At 60.4% G+C, this 16297-nt stretch carries 17 protein-coding genes; 8 read left to right on the top strand and 9 right to left on the bottom strand.

Features of this window, described 5'->3' with window-relative positions; all coding sequences use genetic code 11:
* Nucleotides 1-148: 148 nt before the first annotated feature.
* Nucleotides 149-781, top strand: a complete 633-nt coding sequence (locus ACM6IQ_RS01395; RefSeq protein ID WP_414877931.1) for a DedA family protein — start codon at nt 149-151, stop codon at nt 779-781.
* Here ACM6IQ_RS01395 and ACM6IQ_RS01400 read toward each other — a convergent pair.
* Nucleotides 762-1997 carry a sterol desaturase family protein gene (locus ACM6IQ_RS01400; protein ID WP_414877932.1) on the bottom strand — a complete coding sequence of 412 codons (1236 nt, stop codon included), beginning with the start codon at nt 1995-1997 and terminating at the stop codon, nt 762-764. The two genes, ACM6IQ_RS01395 and ACM6IQ_RS01400, sit on opposite strands and share 20 nt — an antisense overlap.
* Nucleotides 1998-2112: 115 nt before the next feature.
* Here ACM6IQ_RS01400 and elbB point away from each other — a divergent pair, with 115 nt between their 5' ends.
* Nucleotides 2113-2781: an isoprenoid biosynthesis glyoxalase ElbB gene (elbB, locus tag ACM6IQ_RS01405; RefSeq protein WP_017341413.1), complete on the top strand. Its 669-nt coding sequence runs from the start codon at nt 2113-2115 to the stop codon at nt 2779-2781.
* 108 nt (nt 2782-2889) lie between these two features.
* On the opposite strand, the gene ACM6IQ_RS01410 is transcribed toward elbB, so the two are convergent.
* Both ACM6IQ_RS01410 and ACM6IQ_RS01415 read right to left on the bottom strand, forming a co-directional pair.
* Nucleotides 2890-3345, bottom strand: coding sequence for a YaiI/YqxD family protein (locus ACM6IQ_RS01410; protein ID WP_017341414.1), 456 nt, complete (start codon nt 3343-3345; stop codon nt 2890-2892).
* Nucleotides 3346-3450: 105 nt separating this feature from the next.
* Nucleotides 3451-5349, bottom strand: a complete 1899-nt coding sequence (locus ACM6IQ_RS01415; RefSeq protein ID WP_017341415.1) for an FTR1 family protein — start codon at nt 5347-5349, stop codon at nt 3451-3453.
* A gap of 313 nt (nt 5350-5662) precedes the next feature.
* Between ACM6IQ_RS01415 and ACM6IQ_RS01420 the strand changes: the two genes are divergently transcribed.
* The 4 genes from ACM6IQ_RS01420 to ACM6IQ_RS01435 are packed head-to-tail and all read left to right on the top strand — an operon-like array spanning nt 5663 to nt 8815.
* Nucleotides 5663-7060 (top strand): COG3014 family protein, encoded by a 1398-nt coding sequence (locus tag ACM6IQ_RS01420; protein WP_414877933.1) that lies wholly within the window; start codon nt 5663-5665, stop codon nt 7058-7060.
* 15 nt (nt 7061-7075) lie between these two features.
* Nucleotides 7076-7447 (top strand): YcfL family protein, encoded by a 372-nt coding sequence (locus ACM6IQ_RS01425; RefSeq protein WP_017341417.1) that lies wholly within the window; start codon nt 7076-7078, stop codon nt 7445-7447.
* Nucleotides 7448-7480: 33 nt separating this feature from the next.
* Entirely contained in the window at nt 7481-8068 is a 588-nt protein-coding gene (gene lpoB, locus ACM6IQ_RS01430) for a penicillin-binding protein activator LpoB (RefSeq protein WP_414877934.1), read from the top strand.
* A 3-nt stretch (nt 8069-8071) separates the two neighbouring features.
* On the top strand, nt 8072-8815 hold the full coding sequence (locus ACM6IQ_RS01435) for a hypothetical protein (RefSeq protein WP_017341419.1): 744 nt from the start codon (nt 8072-8074) through the stop codon (nt 8813-8815).
* 172 nt (nt 8816-8987) lie between these two features.
* Here ACM6IQ_RS01435 and rhtB read toward each other — a convergent pair whose 3' ends face one another.
* From rhtB to ACM6IQ_RS01450, 3 genes are all read right to left on the bottom strand, one after another.
* Nucleotides 8988-9620, bottom strand: coding sequence for a homoserine/homoserine lactone efflux protein (gene rhtB, locus ACM6IQ_RS01440; protein ID WP_017341420.1), 633 nt, complete (start codon nt 9618-9620; stop codon nt 8988-8990).
* A gap of 142 nt (nt 9621-9762) precedes the next feature.
* Nucleotides 9763-10344 (bottom strand): mechanosensitive ion channel domain-containing protein, encoded by a 582-nt coding sequence (locus ACM6IQ_RS01445; RefSeq protein WP_414877935.1) that lies wholly within the window; start codon nt 10342-10344, stop codon nt 9763-9765.
* Entirely contained in the window at nt 10344-12254 is a 1911-nt protein-coding gene (locus ACM6IQ_RS01450) for an ATP-binding cassette domain-containing protein (RefSeq protein WP_017341422.1), read from the bottom strand. The genes ACM6IQ_RS01445 and ACM6IQ_RS01450 overlap by 1 nt, the downstream gene beginning before the upstream one ends.
* Nucleotides 12255-12304: 50 nt before the next feature.
* Here ACM6IQ_RS01450 and ACM6IQ_RS01455 point away from each other — a divergent pair, with 50 nt between their 5' ends.
* Complete coding sequence (locus ACM6IQ_RS01455) at nt 12305-12769, top strand: TIGR02444 family protein (RefSeq protein WP_414877936.1); 465 nt, start codon at nt 12305-12307, stop codon at nt 12767-12769.
* On the opposite strand, the gene ACM6IQ_RS01460 is transcribed toward ACM6IQ_RS01455, so the two are convergent.
* Complete coding sequence (locus ACM6IQ_RS01460; protein ID WP_414877937.1) at nt 12766-13929, bottom strand: AlgP family protein; 1164 nt, start codon at nt 13927-13929, stop codon at nt 12766-12768. The two genes, ACM6IQ_RS01455 and ACM6IQ_RS01460, sit on opposite strands and share 4 nt — an antisense overlap.
* Before the next feature lie 192 nt (nt 13930-14121).
* Between ACM6IQ_RS01460 and ACM6IQ_RS01465 the strand changes: the two genes are divergently transcribed.
* On the top strand, nt 14122-14787 hold the full coding sequence (locus tag ACM6IQ_RS01465; protein WP_414877938.1) for an FKBP-type peptidyl-prolyl cis-trans isomerase: 666 nt from the start codon (nt 14122-14124) through the stop codon (nt 14785-14787).
* Between the two features lie 65 nt (nt 14788-14852).
* Here the strand turns inward: ACM6IQ_RS01465 and ACM6IQ_RS01470 are convergent, their stop codons facing one another.
* Both ACM6IQ_RS01470 and ACM6IQ_RS01475 read right to left on the bottom strand, forming a co-directional pair.
* On the bottom strand, nt 14853-15311 hold the full coding sequence (locus ACM6IQ_RS01470) for an Rsd/AlgQ family anti-sigma factor (protein WP_007899333.1): 459 nt from the start codon (nt 15309-15311) through the stop codon (nt 14853-14855).
* A 178-nt stretch (nt 15312-15489) separates the two neighbouring features.
* Nucleotides 15490-16041, bottom strand: coding sequence for a disulfide bond formation protein B (locus tag ACM6IQ_RS01475; protein WP_414877939.1), 552 nt, complete (start codon nt 16039-16041; stop codon nt 15490-15492).
* Nucleotides 16042-16297: the final 256 nt, after the last annotated feature.

A 16297-nucleotide genomic window follows, 5' to 3' on the forward strand; every position in this document is an offset into this window, starting at 1 on the left:
CAACGTATTACAGTTATGTGCACCCCTGTGACAGGTAGTCGCATTCCATTGTCCTTGTAGGAAATGTTCACGTCGAGACACATTTGGACACTTTCATGAATGTGCACGAAGGGTTAGGCTGCGCGTTCATTTCGCCAGCACCCAGACAATGCTCCAACAACTTCTGCATGACTTCGGCTACTTTGCCCTTTTTCTCGGCACGTTCTTCGAAGGCGAAACCATTCTGGTGCTCGCGGGCTTCCTCGCGTTCCGTGGATACATGGACATCAACCTGGTGGTGGTCGTGGCTTTTTTCGGCAGTTATGCCGGCGATCAGCTGTGGTACTTCCTGGGACGCAAGCACGGCCGCAAGCTGCTGGCGCGCAAGCCACGCTGGCAGTTGATGGGTGATCGGGCGCTGGAACACATCCGCAGGCATCCGGACATCTGGGTGCTGAGCTTCCGCTTTGTCTACGGTTTGCGCACGGTGATGCCGGTGGCGATCGGCCTGTCAGGCTATCCGCCAGGACGTTACTTGCTGCTGAACGGGATTGGTGCCGCGATCTGGGCAAGCGCCCTGGCCGCCGCCGCCTATCACTTCGGCGCGGTGCTCGAAGGCATGCTAGGCAGCGTCAAGAAGTACGAGCTATGGGTGCTCGGCGCCCTGCTGGTGCTGGGCGTCGTGCTGTGGTTGCGCCGACGCTTCAAGAACGCCCGTCTGGCGAAGCAGGTCTACGCCGACGAGCAGGCCTTGAAAGCCGAACAGGCCAAGGCCGCCGAGGTCAAGACGCCAACCGAGTGATGCGGTTTCTGCAACAGTAGAGACCGATCCCGCTGAGCAGGCTGTAACTCAGCAGGCCGACCCAGCCCACCGCGCTGGCCGGCCACAGCCCCACCAGCGGCGCCAGCCACACCAGCGGCACATTCGATGCCAGGCGCAGCAGCTCCAGCTTCAACGCCCACGGGCGATTCTCCAGGGCCACGCCCAACGTAAACAAACCCAAGGCCACCGCACTCCAGCCGAGCACCAATGCGGAGGTCGGCAGATGCGGCTCGAAGTTCATCAAGTAGCTGCCCAGCGCGATGTAGACGCAGAACTGCAACAGGACGTAAACCTGCTGACGCCCATCCAGCGGTACTTCGAATTTGCGAAACTGACTCAGGTCCGGTTTGTTCATCGGGAACTTTTGCGCCACGTCCGCCGGCCGCCAACCGGTGCGCATGAACCAGATCCGCAGCTTGTCCCAGGTGCTTTCAGCCCGCCGCGCGTCCTCCCAGAGCTGCGCGTAAAACTGCACGTTTGCCCATATCGGATTCCAGCTCGCCAGTGGCGTGGTCACGCCGAAAATCACCGGCTCGTTGTCGTCTTCTTCCTGGAACGAGCCAAACAGACGGTCCCAAATAATGAACACCCCGCCGTAGTTGCGATCCATGTAGAGAGCGTTCTGTGCATGGTGGGCCCGATGATTGGAAGGTGTGACGAAGAACCACTCGAACCAGCCGAGCTTGGGAATGTGCCGCGTATGCACCCAGAATTGGTACAGCAGATTCAACGCGGCGACGCTGATGAACACCAGCAGCGGCACGCCGAGCACGGCCATCGGCAGGTAGAAAATCCAGCTCAGCAGAAACCCGGTACTGGTCTGGCGCAACGCTGTGGAGAGGTTGTAGTCCTCGCTCTGGTGATGCACCGAATGCGCTGCCCAGAGGATATTGCGTTCGTGACCCATGCGATGCAGCCAGTAGTAGCAGAAGTCATAGAGGACAAAGGCAAACACCCAGACCCAGACACTGTCGGCCGAGAGCTCGAACAGTGCCAGGTGCTTGAGGGCAAATGCGTACGTCACCAGCCCCACACTCTTGGTCAACAGGCCCGTCGTGGTGGACAGCACGCCGGTGCTGATGCTGTTGATCGCGTCGGCCACCCGATAATTGCTCACCCCGCGCCAGCGGTCGGCCAGCAGTTCGACGGCAATCAGCACAAAGAAGAACGGCACCGCATACAGAATGAAGTCCATGACGCGCCCTGATCGGAATCTTGAGGACAGATCCTATGTTTAGCCGCGAATTAACCCTATGGCAACGAGTGACAAATTAGTGGACATTTAACGCCATGAATCTGGAGAAAAACCCATGAGCAAAAAAATTGCAGTGATCCTTTCCGGCTGTGGCGTCTACGACGGCGCCGAGATCCACGAGAGTGTGATCACCCTCCTGCGCCTGGACCAGCGTGGCGCTCAGGTGCAGTGCTTTGCCCCCAACATCGCACAGCTGCATGTGATCAACCACCTGACTGGCGAAGAGATGCCCGAATCACGCAATGTGCTGGTGGAATCGGCGCGGATCGCCCGGGGCAACATCAAGGACCTCCGTGAGGCCGACGTCGAAGACTTCGACGCGCTGATCGTGCCCGGTGGTTTTGGCGCGGCGAAGAACCTGTCGAACTTCGCGATCGAAGGCGCCGGCTGCACCGTTCAACCGGAAGTCCTGGCGCTGGCTGAAGCGTTTGCCGAAGCGGGTAAACCGGTCGGGCTGATCTGCATCTCCCCGGCACTGGCCGCGAAGATCTATGGGCCGGGCGTGACCTGCACCATCGGCAACGATACCGACACTGCCGCTGCGATGAACAAGATGGGCGCGACCCACACGGACTGCGCGGTGACTGACATCGTTGAAGACAAGGCCCGCAAACTGGTGAGCACGCCGGCGTACATGCTGGCGCAATCGATCAGCGAAGCCGCGTCCGGCATCAACAAACTGGTCGACCGCGTCCTCGAACTGACCCACGAAAACGACGCCTGACGGATGGCATAAGGAGCTTTTGTGGCGAGGGAGCTTGCTCCCGCTTGTTTTGGGGCTGCTTCGCACCCCAGCGGGAGCAAGCTCCCTCGCCACAGGAACAGGGTCCGTTCAGGGCTTGCGCGTTAACCGCGTAAGAATCCGGTCAAGCGCATTGGCAAACGCCTGCTTCTCCCGCTCGCCAAACGGTGCCGGCCCGCCGCTCATCTGCCCCTGTTCACGCAAGTCGGTGAACAGGTTGCGCACCGCCAGCCGATCACCCATGTTCTGCGCGTCGAACTCCTTGCCCCGCGGGTCCAGCGCTGCAACGCCTTTTTTCACTAGCCGGTCGGCCAGTGGCACGTCGCTGCAGATCACCAGCTCGCCGGGCACCGCGTGCTCCACCAGATAGTCGTCCGCCGCATCCGGGCCACTCGGCACCACAATCAGCTTCACCAGCGCCAACCCAGGCTTGATCTGCGGCTGCCCCGCCACCAGCACCACTTCGAACTGACGCTTGAGGGCGAACTTAACCACCAGATCCTTGGCCGCCCGAGGGCAGGCGTCGGCATCGATCCACACACGCATTGGGTTTGACCTCTCCAAAAAAATCGCGAGCAGGCTCGCTCCCACAGGTTATACGCCATCCTGTGGGAGCGAGCCTGCTCGCGATTGTGAGCGCAGCGAATGCTTTCAAGAAACAGACACCCGCCGCTTCTCCGCCATCCAGCTACGCCCATACAACACAATGATCGCAATGATCGCCACCGCCTGAGCACTCAGCGAATACGCATCAGCATGGATGCCCAGCCAGTCGAACTCAAAGAACGGCACCGGCCGCGTACCGAAGATCCCGGCTTCCTGCAATGCCTTCACACCGTGACCGGCAAACACCACCGACAGTGCGCACAGCAACCCGGCATTGATGCTGAAGAACAGCGACAGCGGCAGTTTCGCCGAGCCCCGCAGGATCACCCACGCCAGGCCCACCAGCAGCACCAGCGCCGTGGCACCGCCAGCCAATACCGCGTTATGCCCTGCTGGTCCCGCCTGCAACCACAAGGTCTCGTAGAACAGGATCACCTCAAACAACTCGCGATACACCGAGAAAAACGCCAGCGTCGCAAAGCCGAAACGCCCGCCGCCGCCCACCAGGCTGCTCTTGATGTAATCCTGCCAGGCCGCTGCGTGGCGACGGTCGTGCATCCACACGCCGAGCCAGAGCACCATAACCGCGGCGAACAACGCCGTCGCGCCTTCCAGCAATTCACGCTGCGAGCCGCTGACGTCGATCACAAACGCCGCCAGCGCCCATGTTGCCAGACCGGCCACCAGCGCCAGGCCCCAACCGACGTTGACACTGCGCACCGCCGATTGCTGGCCAGTGTTGCGCAGGAACGCAAGGATCGCCGCCAGCACCAGAATCGCTTCCAGACCTTCGCGCAACAGAATCAGCAGACCGGAAATGTAGCTCAGGGACCAGCTCAAACCATCACTGCCGAGCAGGCTGGCAGATTCTTTCAACCTGGCTTTGGCCGCGTCCAGACGTTTCTGGACCTCGGCCACCGACAAGCCGTCCTGCAACGACTGACGGTAAGCCATCAGGGATTTTTCAGTGTCTTTGCGCACATTGGCGTCGACATTGTCCAGGGAGCTTTCGACCAGCTCGAAACCTTCCAGGTACGCCGCCACCGACAGGTCATAGGCCTGATCGTGATCGCCGGCGCGATAGGCCGCGACGCTTTTGTCCAGTGTTGCAGCGGTGTAGTCGAGCAATTGCGCCGGGCCACGCTTGACCTGCGGCGGTTGCGAACGCTGGGCGCGGAAGGTCGCTGCCGCTTGCGGGCCTTCGGCGGCCAGCACTTCGGCCGGGGTCTGACGGGCGAGGTCGGCGATGTTGTAGGTTTTATCGGATGTTGCCGCGGCCGGATCAGCACTGAAACTGGCGATGTAGGTCGCCAGGTCCCAACGCTGACGGTCGTCCAGCTGATCGGCGAAGGCCGGCATGTCGGTGCCTTCCACGCCCATCCCCAAGGTGTTGTAGATCGCGTAGAGGCTCAATCGGTCCTGGCGCGCGACATCGCGCAGATTGGCCGGCGGCGGCGTCAGACCGACACCGGCCGGGCCATCGCCGGCACCGGCATCGCCATGGCAGACCGAACAATGCTGGGCGTACAGCGGCGCGCCCCGGGTCGGGTCCGGCGTAATGATCGGCGCCTGACTGACTTCATAAGCCACGGCCAGCTTCGCTCCCAGCTGCCGAGCCTGCCGGGCGACGTCTGCGCCGTCCTGACGAGCGGCGATGGCGCGGTGCAGCGTGCTGACGCCCTGCTCCAACCCAGCCTTTTCCGCTTTGTCCGGCATGGCGGCGATCAAGCCTTGCAACACCTTGGTAAATTCCAGTTGCTCGCGGTACTCGGATTCATTGATGACCTTGCCCGCTTGTACCGATTGCGGGTAGTCCGCACCGATGTAATCGAGCAAATGCAGCGCTTGCGGCGCGCCTTCCACGGTGTCGGCCAGCAGATGGGAACTGCACAAGGCAAACAGTGGCAACACCAGCCAGGCCAGGAAACGGGACGGGGCAGTCATGAATGAATCTCAATTGGAAATACGAAGTAACACATTGTTCACTTCGAATGACTTTCGCTCAAGCTTTGTTGTGTGAAACGCCGCATGAAGCCTCGATTTTCGTCGCTGCCCGATGATGGCACTTTCTATAAAAACGCAACTAAAAAGCCATTACGTAGCCACCATCCCTGTTTATAATGCCGCGCCCGCAATTGATCGACATGGCACTCAAGCTCCTCTGCTCATGAGGAATTGGCAGGACGCCCGTCTGCGCCGATAGGTCTCAACAGCCCGACCAGCAAGCACGGCTGCATACATTCAGGGAAGAAGTACTATGGCCTCCCGCGCCTTAACCTTGATCGCGCTCAGCGCTGTCACTTTGCTCTCCGGCTGTTCGGCATTCCGCAACTACGACTCGGAACTCGCACAAACCAACCAGCAGCTGGCTTCCGGAAATGTCGACGCCGCGCTGACCCTGCTGGAAAAGAACAACACCGGCGAAGACAAGGACCTGCTGTATTACTTCGAGAAAGGTGAACTGCTGCGCGCCAAGGGCGACTTGTCCGGCAGCCAGAACGCCTGGACCAGCGCCGATACGGTGGTCGGCCAGTGGGAAGAAGCGGTCAAGCTGGATACCGGCAAGTACCTCGCCCAGTTCGGCAGCTTCCTGGTGAACGACAAGGTCCGTCGCTACGAAGGCTACGACTACGAAAAAGTCATGCTGACCACGCAAATGGCCCTGAACCTGCTGGCCGTGAATGACTTCGACGGCGCGCGCACTGCGATCAAGAAAACCCACGAACGTGAAGCGGTGATCGCCGACCTGCGCGACAAGGAATACCTCAAGAGCGAAGAGGAAGCCGAGAAAGAAGGCATCAAGACCGAATACAAGGACCTGCAGGGTTACCCGGTCGCCAGCCTCGATGCGCCGGAAGTGGTCGGCCTGAAAAACAGCTACCAGAGTGCGTTCAGCCATTACCTGGCCGGCTTCGTCTATGAAGCCCTGGGTGAAAAAGACCTGGCCGCGCCGGGTTATCGCAAAGCGGCCGAACTGCGCCCGAACACCCCACTGCTGGAACAGGCGCTGAAAGACCTCGACAAGAAAAACGCCAAGGACGAGGACAGCGACATCCTGATCGTCGTGCAAAGCGGTCTGGCGCCAGCCCGGGATTCGATCCGCGTGCCCCTGCCTCTGCCGATCAGCGGCAATGTGGTGATCACCCCGCTGTCGTTCCCGATCATCAAGCCTGATACCTCCACCGCCACGCTCGCCCAGATCGGCGTGGACGGCCAACAGCTCAACCTGACGCAACTCAACAGCATCACCGCCATGTCCCGCCGCGCGCTGCGTGACGACATGCCGGGCATCATCGTGCGCACCACCGTACGCGCCGTAACCAAAGGCATCGCGCAGAAGAAAATCAACGAAACCAACCCGCTCGCGGGCCTGGCGGTCGGTATCACTTCAGCCGTGCTCGAGGGTGCCGATACCCGAACGTGGCGCACCCTGCCGGACAACACCCAGGTGGTGCGCCTGCGCCTGAAGAAAGGCGAGCACCAGGTCACGCTGCCAAGTGCGGTCGGCGGTTCGGTGGTCAAGGTCACCGTCGATCAACGCTATCAGGTCATCAGCCTGCGTGCCGTGGGCAACCAGGTGTTTGCCAGCGGCCTGGCGGCTCATGTCGTCTCGAGCAGCACCCCGACGGCTGTGGCCAGCCTCAAACAACCTTAAGAACGGAGTCTTTACATGCGTTTCAAACTCATCGCTGTCGTCGCCCTGGCCTTGCTGGCCGGTTGCGCCACACCGCCGCCACCTGAGCCAGGCAGCGCCGCCAGCAAAGTCGTGGCCATGGGCAAGTTGAAGAACATTGTGGTGGGCGCCATGCGCGTCGCCCGGGAAAACGGCTTCATGACGGTCAATGTGCAGCTGAGCAACACCAGCTTCAACAACAAGACCTTCTACTACCGCTTTGCCTGGCTCGGCCCAGAAGGCTTCCCGATTGCCGAAGAAGAAACCTGGAAAAGCCAGATGATGTACGGCGAGCAGACCAGTTTCATCCAGGCCATCGCGCCCACCGCCAAAGCCGTGGATTTCCGCCTCGAAATCAAAACGCCTTAACACCCTATTCGATCAGTTTTAGAGAGCATTCCCATGTTTGCACGTTTTTCGTTCATCGCCGTTATCGCCCTGCTGGCCAGCGGTTGCGCCAATACCTCGCCTACCCTGGGCAGCAAAAACATCAGCTACGGCGACACCAAGGCCGTGGAAACCGTGACCAACGAGTTCGGCTCCACCGACCTGCAGATGATTGCCGAGTCCATGACCCGCTCCCTGGCACAGTCCGGCATTCTGCAAGGTCGTCCGGTGGTTCAGGTCTACGACGTGAAGAACAAGACCAGCGAATACATCGACACCCGTGAAATCACCACCAGCATCAAGACCCAGCTGATGAAGTCCGGCATCGCCCGTTTCGCCAGCGACAACACCGCGATGCAAAGCCAGGTTGACCAGCTGAAGCTGCAAAACCAGAGCGGCCTGTACAAGAAAGCCACTGTGGCCAAGACCGGCAACATGATCGCCGCCAAATACCGTCTTGAAGGTTCGATCAGCTCCATCGTCAAGCGCAGCAGCGACTACAAGGACGTCTTCTACAAATTCAGCCTGCAATTGATCGACGTTGAAAGCGGTCTGGCCGAGTGGATGGACGAGAAAGAGATCCGCAAGACCACGGAGCGTTAATCGATGCGCGCATGGATTGGCATGATGGCCCTGGCTTGTGCGTTCAGCGCGCAGGCGGCCCCGAAAGTCGCGGTAACGGACCTGGCGTATCAGGAGCGAGTGGAACAATACATCCACATCGTTTCGGCCCAGAGCAATCACCGCGAGAGTTACTACAGCGCCAGCGGTTCTTCGAGCTACAACGAAATCGAGGCCACCTACAGCTACATCGAGCAAGGTGAATTGCGTAAATTCACCGGCGACATCAAGGGCGAGATATTGCGCACCGGCATGTTTCAGCTGGTGCAAGGCACGCCGTACACCGCCTCGTCCAAGGGTGATGTCTATGACGTGATCAAACGGATCAAGGCCGGCAACTTCAAGGGTGCCGACTATGTGCTGTTCGGCACCGTGTCGGACATTGACTTCACGCGCGACGTGACCGAGCTGGCCAACACCGACAGCCATTCGGCCGTGTTGGGCCTGACCCTGGTGGCGGACTTCAGCCTGATCAACACCCGGACTTTTGAAATCACCTCGGCGTTCACAGCGATGGGCGAAGGTCAGGACACCAAACTGGTGAATGGCCGGGACATCAAGGTTTCGCTGAACCGCCCACGGGTGGTTCGTGACGTGTCCAAGGCGCTGGGTGAAGACGTGGCAGGGCAGTTGAGCCAACAACTCGGTGGCGGTGGTTACGAGCAGCCGGGGCAAGCCCCGTTGCGCAACAACTTGCCACGGGATACGGCGCCGGTGATTTTGCGCTGAATCCCGGCTGCCCCAGTGTGGCGAGGGAGCTTGCTCCCGCTGGGCTGCGAAGCGGTCCCAACCTCATGCAAGCGCTTCGCACTTGAGCGCGAGCAAGCTCGCTCGCCACAATGGGTTCGCGACAAACTAAAAAGGCGACCTCGTGAGGTCGCCTTTTTTGTGGTTGCGAGCTTTAAACCGCGGCTTTGCGCAGCGTCGCCATGAACGCCGCCGCGCCAATAAACAGCCCGGCAAAGGTGCGATTCATGCGTTTTTGCTGCTTGGGCGTGCGCAACAAGCGCAGCACCTTGGACGCCAACCCGGTGTAACCGGCCATGACAATCAGATCCACACAGACCATGGTCACGCCGATGATCAGGTACTGAGCCAGCAGCGGCGCATGCGGGTCAATGAACTGCGGCAATACCGCGAGCATGAACACCAGGGCCTTGGGGTTGCTGATGTTGACCAGAAAACCGCGGAACACCAGCGCCATCGGCTTGCCGATCTGGCGCACGGCCGCGTCGTCACTCATGTCGCTCGGCAGCGCGCGCCATTGCTTGATCGCAAGATAAACCAGGTACGCCACGCCGAACCATTTGATCGCATAAAACGCAGTGGCCGATGCCGTGAGAATCGCGCCAACACCGGCACCGACAATCGCGATCTGCACCGCCAGGCCCAATTGCAGGCCCAGGGCATTCCAGTAACCGCGCCAGAAACCGTATTGCAGACCGCTGGACATCGACGCAATGGCGCCGGCACCGGGAGACAGGCTGATCACCCAGCAGGCGGCAAAAAACGCCAGCCATGTTTGAAGCTCCATCGCACACCTCGACTCAGACTCGTGACAGACGTCTAAGCTAATGCGGCTTGGGGCCGATGACTACCGATTTTTTTGCAGGATAGTGCGGCTACCGACCAGCGTCTTATGACTCGCGCAGGCGATGCGCCAGGCAGCGGACGCCTTACTTTTCGAAACCGCCGGACGAGAACACGTCCATACCACGCCAGCGTCTAACCGAGCGCTGGAAGAACAGGCTATTAGGCACCTGCACCATGGCGCTGCCGGTGCCGAGCTCTTCCGCTTCGATCAACGTGGTGTAGAGCAGATTGATCGCCACCACCCGGCCTTTGACGCCAGGCTTGTCAGTGGTGTCCACCAACTCGACCACATCACCGATACGGAACGGCCCGACGGTAAAAATCAGGATCGCGCAGAGCAGATTGGAGAGCACGCTCCACATGGCGAAAAACGCCACTGCGGCCACCGCAACGAAACCGGACAACGCGGTCCAGAGCACTGTGGCCGACACGCCCAGGCGCTCCAGCACGAAAATCAGCGCGCTGCCCATGATCAGCCAGCGCAGACCGCCGCGCAGCGGCATCAAGAACTGCGGCGGAAACGGGTAGCGCTCGCCCAATCGAGTCAGGCATTTAGCGACGACGCGCTGAGCGATATAACCGGCCAGCAGGATCAGCAGAATTTGTACGACCAGCCAGATCGGCTCGACCCACATCGCCGGCAACGGTAGCTTGAAGGCTTCCATCAGGACAGCGCCTCCAGCTCCGCCTGCATGCTTTCGAGCAATTCCAGCGCTTCCATCCAGGCTTCTTCCAGCTCGGCTTCGCGCACCTTCAGCCTGGCTTGCTCAGCCAGCAGATCACGCAGGTCGTTCTTGCGTGCCGGTTCGTAAATGTCGCTGTCGCCGAGGCGGGTGTCGATCGTCGCCAGTTTCTCGTGCAGCTTGCCCAGCTCGGCTTCGAGCTTGTCAGCCTCGCGCTTGTGCGGCGCCAGTTGCTGACGCAATGCGGCGGCGGCCTGACGCTGGGCTTTCTTGTCAGTCTTGTCCGGATTGACTGGCGTATTGCTGACCGGGGCATTGCGCTGACGATAATCGACCAGCCAGCGGGCGTAGTCTTCCAGGTCACCGTCAAACTCCTCGACCTTGCCGTCCGCCACCAGATAGAAGTTGTCGGTGGTGCTTTTGAGCAAATGACGATCGTGGGAGACCACCAGCACTGCACCACTGAACTCCTGCAGGGCCATGGTCAGCGCCAGGCGCATTTCCAGGTCCAGGTGGTTGGTCGGTTCGTCGAGCAGCAGCAGGTTCGGTCGCTCCCAGGCGATCAACGCCAGGGCCAGGCGAGCTTTCTCCCCGCCGGAGAAATTCAGCACCGGCTCGTCGATACGCGCACCGCGGAAGTCGAAGCCGCCGAGGAAGTCGCGCAGGGTCTGTTCGCGCTCCGTCGGCGCCAGGCGCTGCAAGTGCAGCAACGGGCTGGCCTTCGAGTCCAGGGAATCAAGCTGATGCTGGGCGAAGTAACCGACGACGGTGTTTTCGCCGCGGGTCAGTCGACCGGCCAGCGGCGAGAGTTCACCGGCGAGGTTTTTGATCAGGGTCGATTTACCGGCGCCGTTGGGGCCAAGCAAACCGATGCGCGCGCCAGGGGTCAATTGCAGCTTGACCTTCTCCAGCACGGCTTTGTCGCCGTAGCCCAGACGAGCATCGGACAGGTCGATCAGCGGGCTGGAAATCTTCGTTGACTCGCGGAAGACGAAGTCGAACGGCGAATCGACGTGAGCGGCGGACAACTCTTCCATCCGCTCCAGCGCCTTGATCCGGCTCTGGGCCTGGCGGGCCTTGGTCGCCTGGGCCTTGAAGCGGGCGATGTAGCTTTCCATGTGCGCACGTTGCGCTTGCTGCTTCTCGTAGGCCTGCTGTTGCTGGGCCAGACGCTCGGCGCGGGCACGCTCGAAAGCGCTGTAACCACCGCGATACAGGGTGATCTTGCGTTGATCGACGTGGGCCACGTGATCGACCACGGCGTCGAGGAAGTCCCGGTCGTGGGAAATCAGCAGCAAGGTACCGGGATAGCTTTTCAGCCATTCTTCGAGCCAGATGATGGCGTCGAGGTCCAAGTGGTTGGTCGGTTCGTCGAGCAGCAACAGGTCCGAGGGGCACATCAACGCCTGCGCCAGGTTCAGACGCATCCGCCAGCCACCAGAGAAATCTCCTACCTGGCGATCCATCTGCTCGTTGGTGAACCCCAGGCCGGCCAGCAGCTTGCGGGCGCGGGCATCGGCGGTGTAACCGTCGGCGCTGTCGAGTTCCGAGTGCAGGCGGGCCTGAGCGGCACCGTCATGGGCCGCTTCGGCGGCGGCGAGGTCACGTTGCACCTCGCGCAGGCGCAGGTCGCCATCGAGCACATAGTCGACCGCCAGGCGTTCGAGCGTCTCGATTTCCTGGCGCATGTGGGCGATGCGCCAGTCGGCCGGCAGGAAGCAGTCCCCCGAGTCCGGGTGCAGCTCGCCCCGAATCAAGGCGAACAGGCTCGATTTGCCGGCGCCGTTGGCACCGATGAGGCCGGCTTTGTGGCCGGCGTGCAGGGTCAGCTCGGCGTCTTCTAGCAGACGTTGCGGGCCACGCTGTAAAGTCAGGTTCTGAAGTCGAATCATAATGGCGGCGGAGTCTACCAGCTTCGCTCGCAACTGGCGCGAGTAGCACTATGTCCTCTGACCTGTGGAGCTTTTCCCTTGGCACTTACGCCCGTCCCGGCGTTGAAGCCGCGTGCCTGACTTTGCAGTCGGCGGGGGTGAATGTGTGCCTGTTGTTGTGTGGCCTGTGGCTCGGACAGCGCGGAGTCGCCTGCAACGGGCGACGATTGCAGCAACTGCGAAACGTGGCCGAACCTTGGGACACGGAAGTCGTTCGACCGCTGCGCGCCTTGCGCCTGCAATGGAAAGCCATCGCGACTGAAGATGCCGAACTGGATGCGTTACGCGAACAAGTGAAAGTGCTGGAGCTGGAAGCCGAACGGCATCTGTTGTTGCGACTGGAGCGATCGGCGCAAAGTTGGCCGCAGGATGAGGCGACCGATTTATCGGCCTGGCTGGAGGGTGTGGCGGCGGACGCCGCACACCTGGACCGCGACGCGCTGCATCAGCTGCGCGCCGCGGTAACCGGCACTTAGGAAGCGCTGGTTGGGGTGGTGCTCGACGGCGCTACTGGCGTTGGCGCAGTGGTGGCTGTCGAGGTAGAGGCTGCTGGTGCAGGAGCGGCCGAAGCGGATGGCGCTGGCGTCGCTGGTTTGGCAGCAGGAGCCGGGGTTGGCTTGGCAACGGCGGCCGGTTTTTTCACCGCTGGTTTGGCAGCGGCTGGTTTGGCGGCTGTCGCTGGTTTGGCGGCGGCTGGCTTGGCAGCAGCAGTTTTTACAGCTGGTTTTGCCGCCGATTTAGCAGCCGGTTTAGCGGCTGGCTTGGCAGCGGTTTTTGCCGCTACTGGTTTTGCGGCAGGCTTGGCAGCAGGTTTCGCGGCGGCGGTTTTGGCGGCTGGTTTGGCAGCTGTCGTTTTCGCCGTAGCAGGTTTGGCAGCAGCGGTTCTTGCAGCCGGTTTAGCGGCCGCGGTTTTCGCCGCAGCAGGTTTGGCAGCGGCGGTTCTTGCAGCCGGTTTAGCCGCCGCAGTTTTCGCTGCAGCAGGTTTTACCGCCGCGGTTCTTGCAGCCGGTTTAGCGGCTGCTGTTTTGGCAGTGGCTGGCTTGGCGGCAGGTTTGGCAGCGGCTGTTTTCGCTGCCGGTTTTGCAGCGCTGGCAGCGACCGTTTTTTTCGCAGCCGGTTTAGCGGCGGTTTTTGCTGCGGCTTTCACCGGAGCCTTTGCAGCAGGCTTGGCCGGTGCCTTTGCAGCAGCCGGTTTGGCCGCGGCTTTCTTGGCAGGGGCCGCAGCAGGCTTGGCCGAACGCAGGGACAACGCCTTGCCGACAGCCTCTTGTACACGACCGACGCCCTGGGCCAGTTTCAGGCTTTCTTGAGCATCGCGCTTGAGTTGCAGAATGTAGGTGCGGGTCTCGGACTGACGATCCTTGAGGGAGTCGAGCAAGTCTTCGAGTTGCTTCACTCCGTCCTTCGCCTTGGCTTGTGCCTTGGCCTTGCCGGCCGCCGCAGCGTCCTGCAATTTGGTGCGGGATTTGTGCAATTTCTCCTGCGCTTTTCCGCGCTGCTTTTCCAGTTTGGCGAGCAATTTTTCAGCATCAGCCAAGGCTTGTGAACAAGCGGTTTCCAAATGCTCGAGCAAGCTGCCCGAGAGTTGTTGGAGTAAGTGCAACGGGGTATTTACAGGCTTCTTGGTGGCCGACATGGTTTACCTCCTGGCTGACGTGGGTGCGGCTCATACTAGACCTCTGCTGCTACCGCCGCTAGGGCATGTTGACAGTATCGAAAGCGCTGCGTTGCAACGGATCGAAAATCTTCCGGGCTTGCGTAAAACAAGTTCACTGTCGCACGCATTCACACTGGCATAATCTGCCGCATCTCAGGTCGGAGAGTGCCGATGTCGCGCTACCTTTTTTTATCGCTGTGCGTGTTTTTTTCCGTGGCTGAGGCCGCCGAAAAAACCACCGGAAATGAAGCTCACGATCTCGCGTACAGCCTGGGCGCAAGCCTCGGTGAGCGTCTGCGCCAGGAGGTTCCCGATCTGCAACTTCAGGCACTGGTCGAAGGATTGCAGCAAGCCTATCGAGGCAAACCGCTGGCCCTGAAAGACGAGCAGATCGAACAGATTCTGGCCGAGCATGAAGCGCAGGTTGCCTTGCAACAGAGCGAGCCGCAGAGCGAAGTCGCCCTCGAAAAAGAAAAACGTTTTCTCGCGGAAGAAAAAGCCAAACCCGGTGTTCGTGAACTGGCCGATGGAGTATTGCTGACGGAGTTGGTGCCAGGCACCGGCGCGAAAGCCGGCCCGAATGGCAAGGTCCAGGTCCTGTACATCGGTCGACTTCCCGACGGCACCGTGTTCGATCAGAACAGTCAGCCGCAGTGGTTCAGTCTCGACAGTGTGATCAGCGGATGGCGCAGCGCCCTGCAAAACATGCCGGTCGGTGCGAAGTGGCGATTGGTGATTCCATCGGCACAGGCTTATGGCGCCGACGGTGCCGGCGACTTGATCGATCCATTCACGCCGCTGGTATTCGAAGTCGAATTGCGCGGGGCCACCGGCTGAACAGCGCAAACAAAAAACGGCGCGCATAAGCGCACCGTTTTTTTGAGGGTGTTACCGGAAGGGGTTCAGGCTTGAACCGAATCCTCTTCCTTGTGAGCCGTGTGCAGCACCTCGATCAGGCAGTCTTCCAGTTCGAAGCGTTCGTGCAACAGGCCACCCAGCTCCTTGAATTTCTCTGCCACGCACTTGCCTGCATCGCACAGGTCGTTGAACGCAAGCAGCTTCTCGGTGATGACGTCGATACGCGGGTAGATCGTCTCGGCCAACTCGAGGCCGCGAGTGTCGCCAAACGCCTTGGCTTCGCCCGTCAGCTGTTCGTAGATCTCGAAGTGCCCGGCAGACACGTAATCGACCAGCACGCCGCAGAATTCCTGCAATGGCTTGCGGTTCTCGCCCAGCGCTTCAGGCTTGGCGCCGAGAGCATCATAGGCCCGAACCAGTTCGTGACGCTCCTGCAACCAGCGATCGATCAGCAGATGCACTCCACCCCAGCGTTCCTGAGCATTCTGACAACTTTCGAGCATGGTGATCTCTCTTCCCTTGTGGGTCATGCTGCCCTACACCTGTCGCACACTTGAAGATCAAGAATCGGCCAGGCAGAGCGTCATTCGAGCAACATAATTCCAATGACACGTGCGGGCCAGATTATGCCCGCGCGACTGTGGCTTCAAGGTACGCAGGAGATAAAGTTCATACAAGTGTTTAATCGCCCGCCAGCGCGGGGTGCGACGACTCGCCGCTGAGCGGTCGCCGGCAGGCGATCCAGACAACGCGTAGCAGCTGCTGAATACTGAGAATTGTCATCGCGACAAAGAACAACAGGCTCCACTCCGGCAAGCTCAGGTCGAACAGCGTCCATGAAATCCGTGCACAGTCGGCCGTGCCGTTGAACATTTGCTGCACAACATAAACCCAGGGATTGCTTGCGAACAGATCGGCCAGATCCGGCGAACACGTGGACAGCTGTTGCAGCGGGTCGCCTTGCAGCAACACCTGGCGCCACGCCGTCACTGTTCCCGCCAGGCTGCACAGCAAACCCAGCAGCCAATACAGGGAAGAACCCAAACGGCCGGGCCCATGCACCGAAGCCATCAGGCAGACACCCGTGAGTAACGCCAGACACATCCGCTGCAACAGGCACATGCCGCACGGCTGGAGGCCGACCGCATATTCCAGGTAATAGGAAACGCCCAAGGCCAGGGCGTCGGCAACGAAAACCATGAAAAACAAGGAGCGTGAGCAGGCCAACGACATGGCTTTTCCGTACCAGTAGAGACAAGTGGTTACGGTAGAGGAAAGCGCGCCAGCCTTACAAGACGGGTCAGCAGGGACACTTCAACAGAAGTGTAGGGAATTCCCGACAGAGTTGAGAGGATCAGATGTAGTCCTCTGTAGGACTTTGTTACCAACCGACCAGGACTGTAAGAATTAACGTCTTTTTGGCGAGGGAGCTTGCTCCCGTTCGATTGCGCAGCCATGGTAAATCAAAGGGTTGCTTCGCAATCAGGCG

Origin of the sequence: Pseudomonas sp. IT-P100 (assembly GCF_949767185.1) — a bacterium.
Lineage (GTDB): Bacteria > Pseudomonadota > Gammaproteobacteria > Pseudomonadales > Pseudomonadaceae > Aquipseudomonas > Aquipseudomonas fluorescens_B.

Coding starts and splice junctions, on each gene's coding strand:
- ACM6IQ_RS01395 (WP_414877931.1), top strand. CDS start 149: ATGCTCCAACAACTTCTGCATGACTTCGGCTACTTTGCCCTTTTTCTC.
- ACM6IQ_RS01400 (WP_414877932.1), bottom strand. CDS start 1,997: ATGGACTTCATTCTGTATGCGGTGCCGTTCTTCTTTGTGCTGATTGCC.
- elbB (WP_017341413.1), top strand. CDS start 2,113: ATGAGCAAAAAAATTGCAGTGATCCTTTCCGGCTGTGGCGTCTACGAC.
- ACM6IQ_RS01410 (WP_017341414.1), bottom strand. CDS start 3,345: ATGCGTGTGTGGATCGATGCCGACGCCTGCCCTCGGGCGGCCAAGGAT.
- ACM6IQ_RS01415 (WP_017341415.1), bottom strand. CDS start 5,349: ATGACTGCCCCGTCCCGTTTCCTGGCCTGGCTGGTGTTGCCACTGTTT.
- ACM6IQ_RS01420 (WP_414877933.1), top strand. CDS start 5,663: ATGGCCTCCCGCGCCTTAACCTTGATCGCGCTCAGCGCTGTCACTTTG.
- ACM6IQ_RS01425 (WP_017341417.1), top strand. CDS start 7,076: ATGCGTTTCAAACTCATCGCTGTCGTCGCCCTGGCCTTGCTGGCCGGT.
- lpoB (WP_414877934.1), top strand. CDS start 7,481: ATGTTTGCACGTTTTTCGTTCATCGCCGTTATCGCCCTGCTGGCCAGC.
- ACM6IQ_RS01435 (WP_017341419.1), top strand. CDS start 8,072: ATGCGCGCATGGATTGGCATGATGGCCCTGGCTTGTGCGTTCAGCGCG.
- rhtB (WP_017341420.1), bottom strand. CDS start 9,620: ATGGAGCTTCAAACATGGCTGGCGTTTTTTGCCGCCTGCTGGGTGATC.
- ACM6IQ_RS01445 (WP_414877935.1), bottom strand. CDS start 10,344: ATGGAAGCCTTCAAGCTACCGTTGCCGGCGATGTGGGTCGAGCCGATC.
- ACM6IQ_RS01450 (WP_017341422.1), bottom strand. CDS start 12,254: ATGATTCGACTTCAGAACCTGACTTTACAGCGTGGCCCGCAACGTCTG.
- ACM6IQ_RS01455 (WP_414877936.1), top strand. CDS start 12,305: ATGTCCTCTGACCTGTGGAGCTTTTCCCTTGGCACTTACGCCCGTCCC.
- ACM6IQ_RS01460 (WP_414877937.1), bottom strand. CDS start 13,929: ATGTCGGCCACCAAGAAGCCTGTAAATACCCCGTTGCACTTACTCCAA.
- ACM6IQ_RS01465 (WP_414877938.1), top strand. CDS start 14,122: ATGTCGCGCTACCTTTTTTTATCGCTGTGCGTGTTTTTTTCCGTGGCT.
- ACM6IQ_RS01470 (WP_007899333.1), bottom strand. CDS start 15,311: ATGCTCGAAAGTTGTCAGAATGCTCAGGAACGCTGGGGTGGAGTGCAT.
- ACM6IQ_RS01475 (WP_414877939.1), bottom strand. CDS start 16,041: ATGTCGTTGGCCTGCTCACGCTCCTTGTTTTTCATGGTTTTCGTTGCC.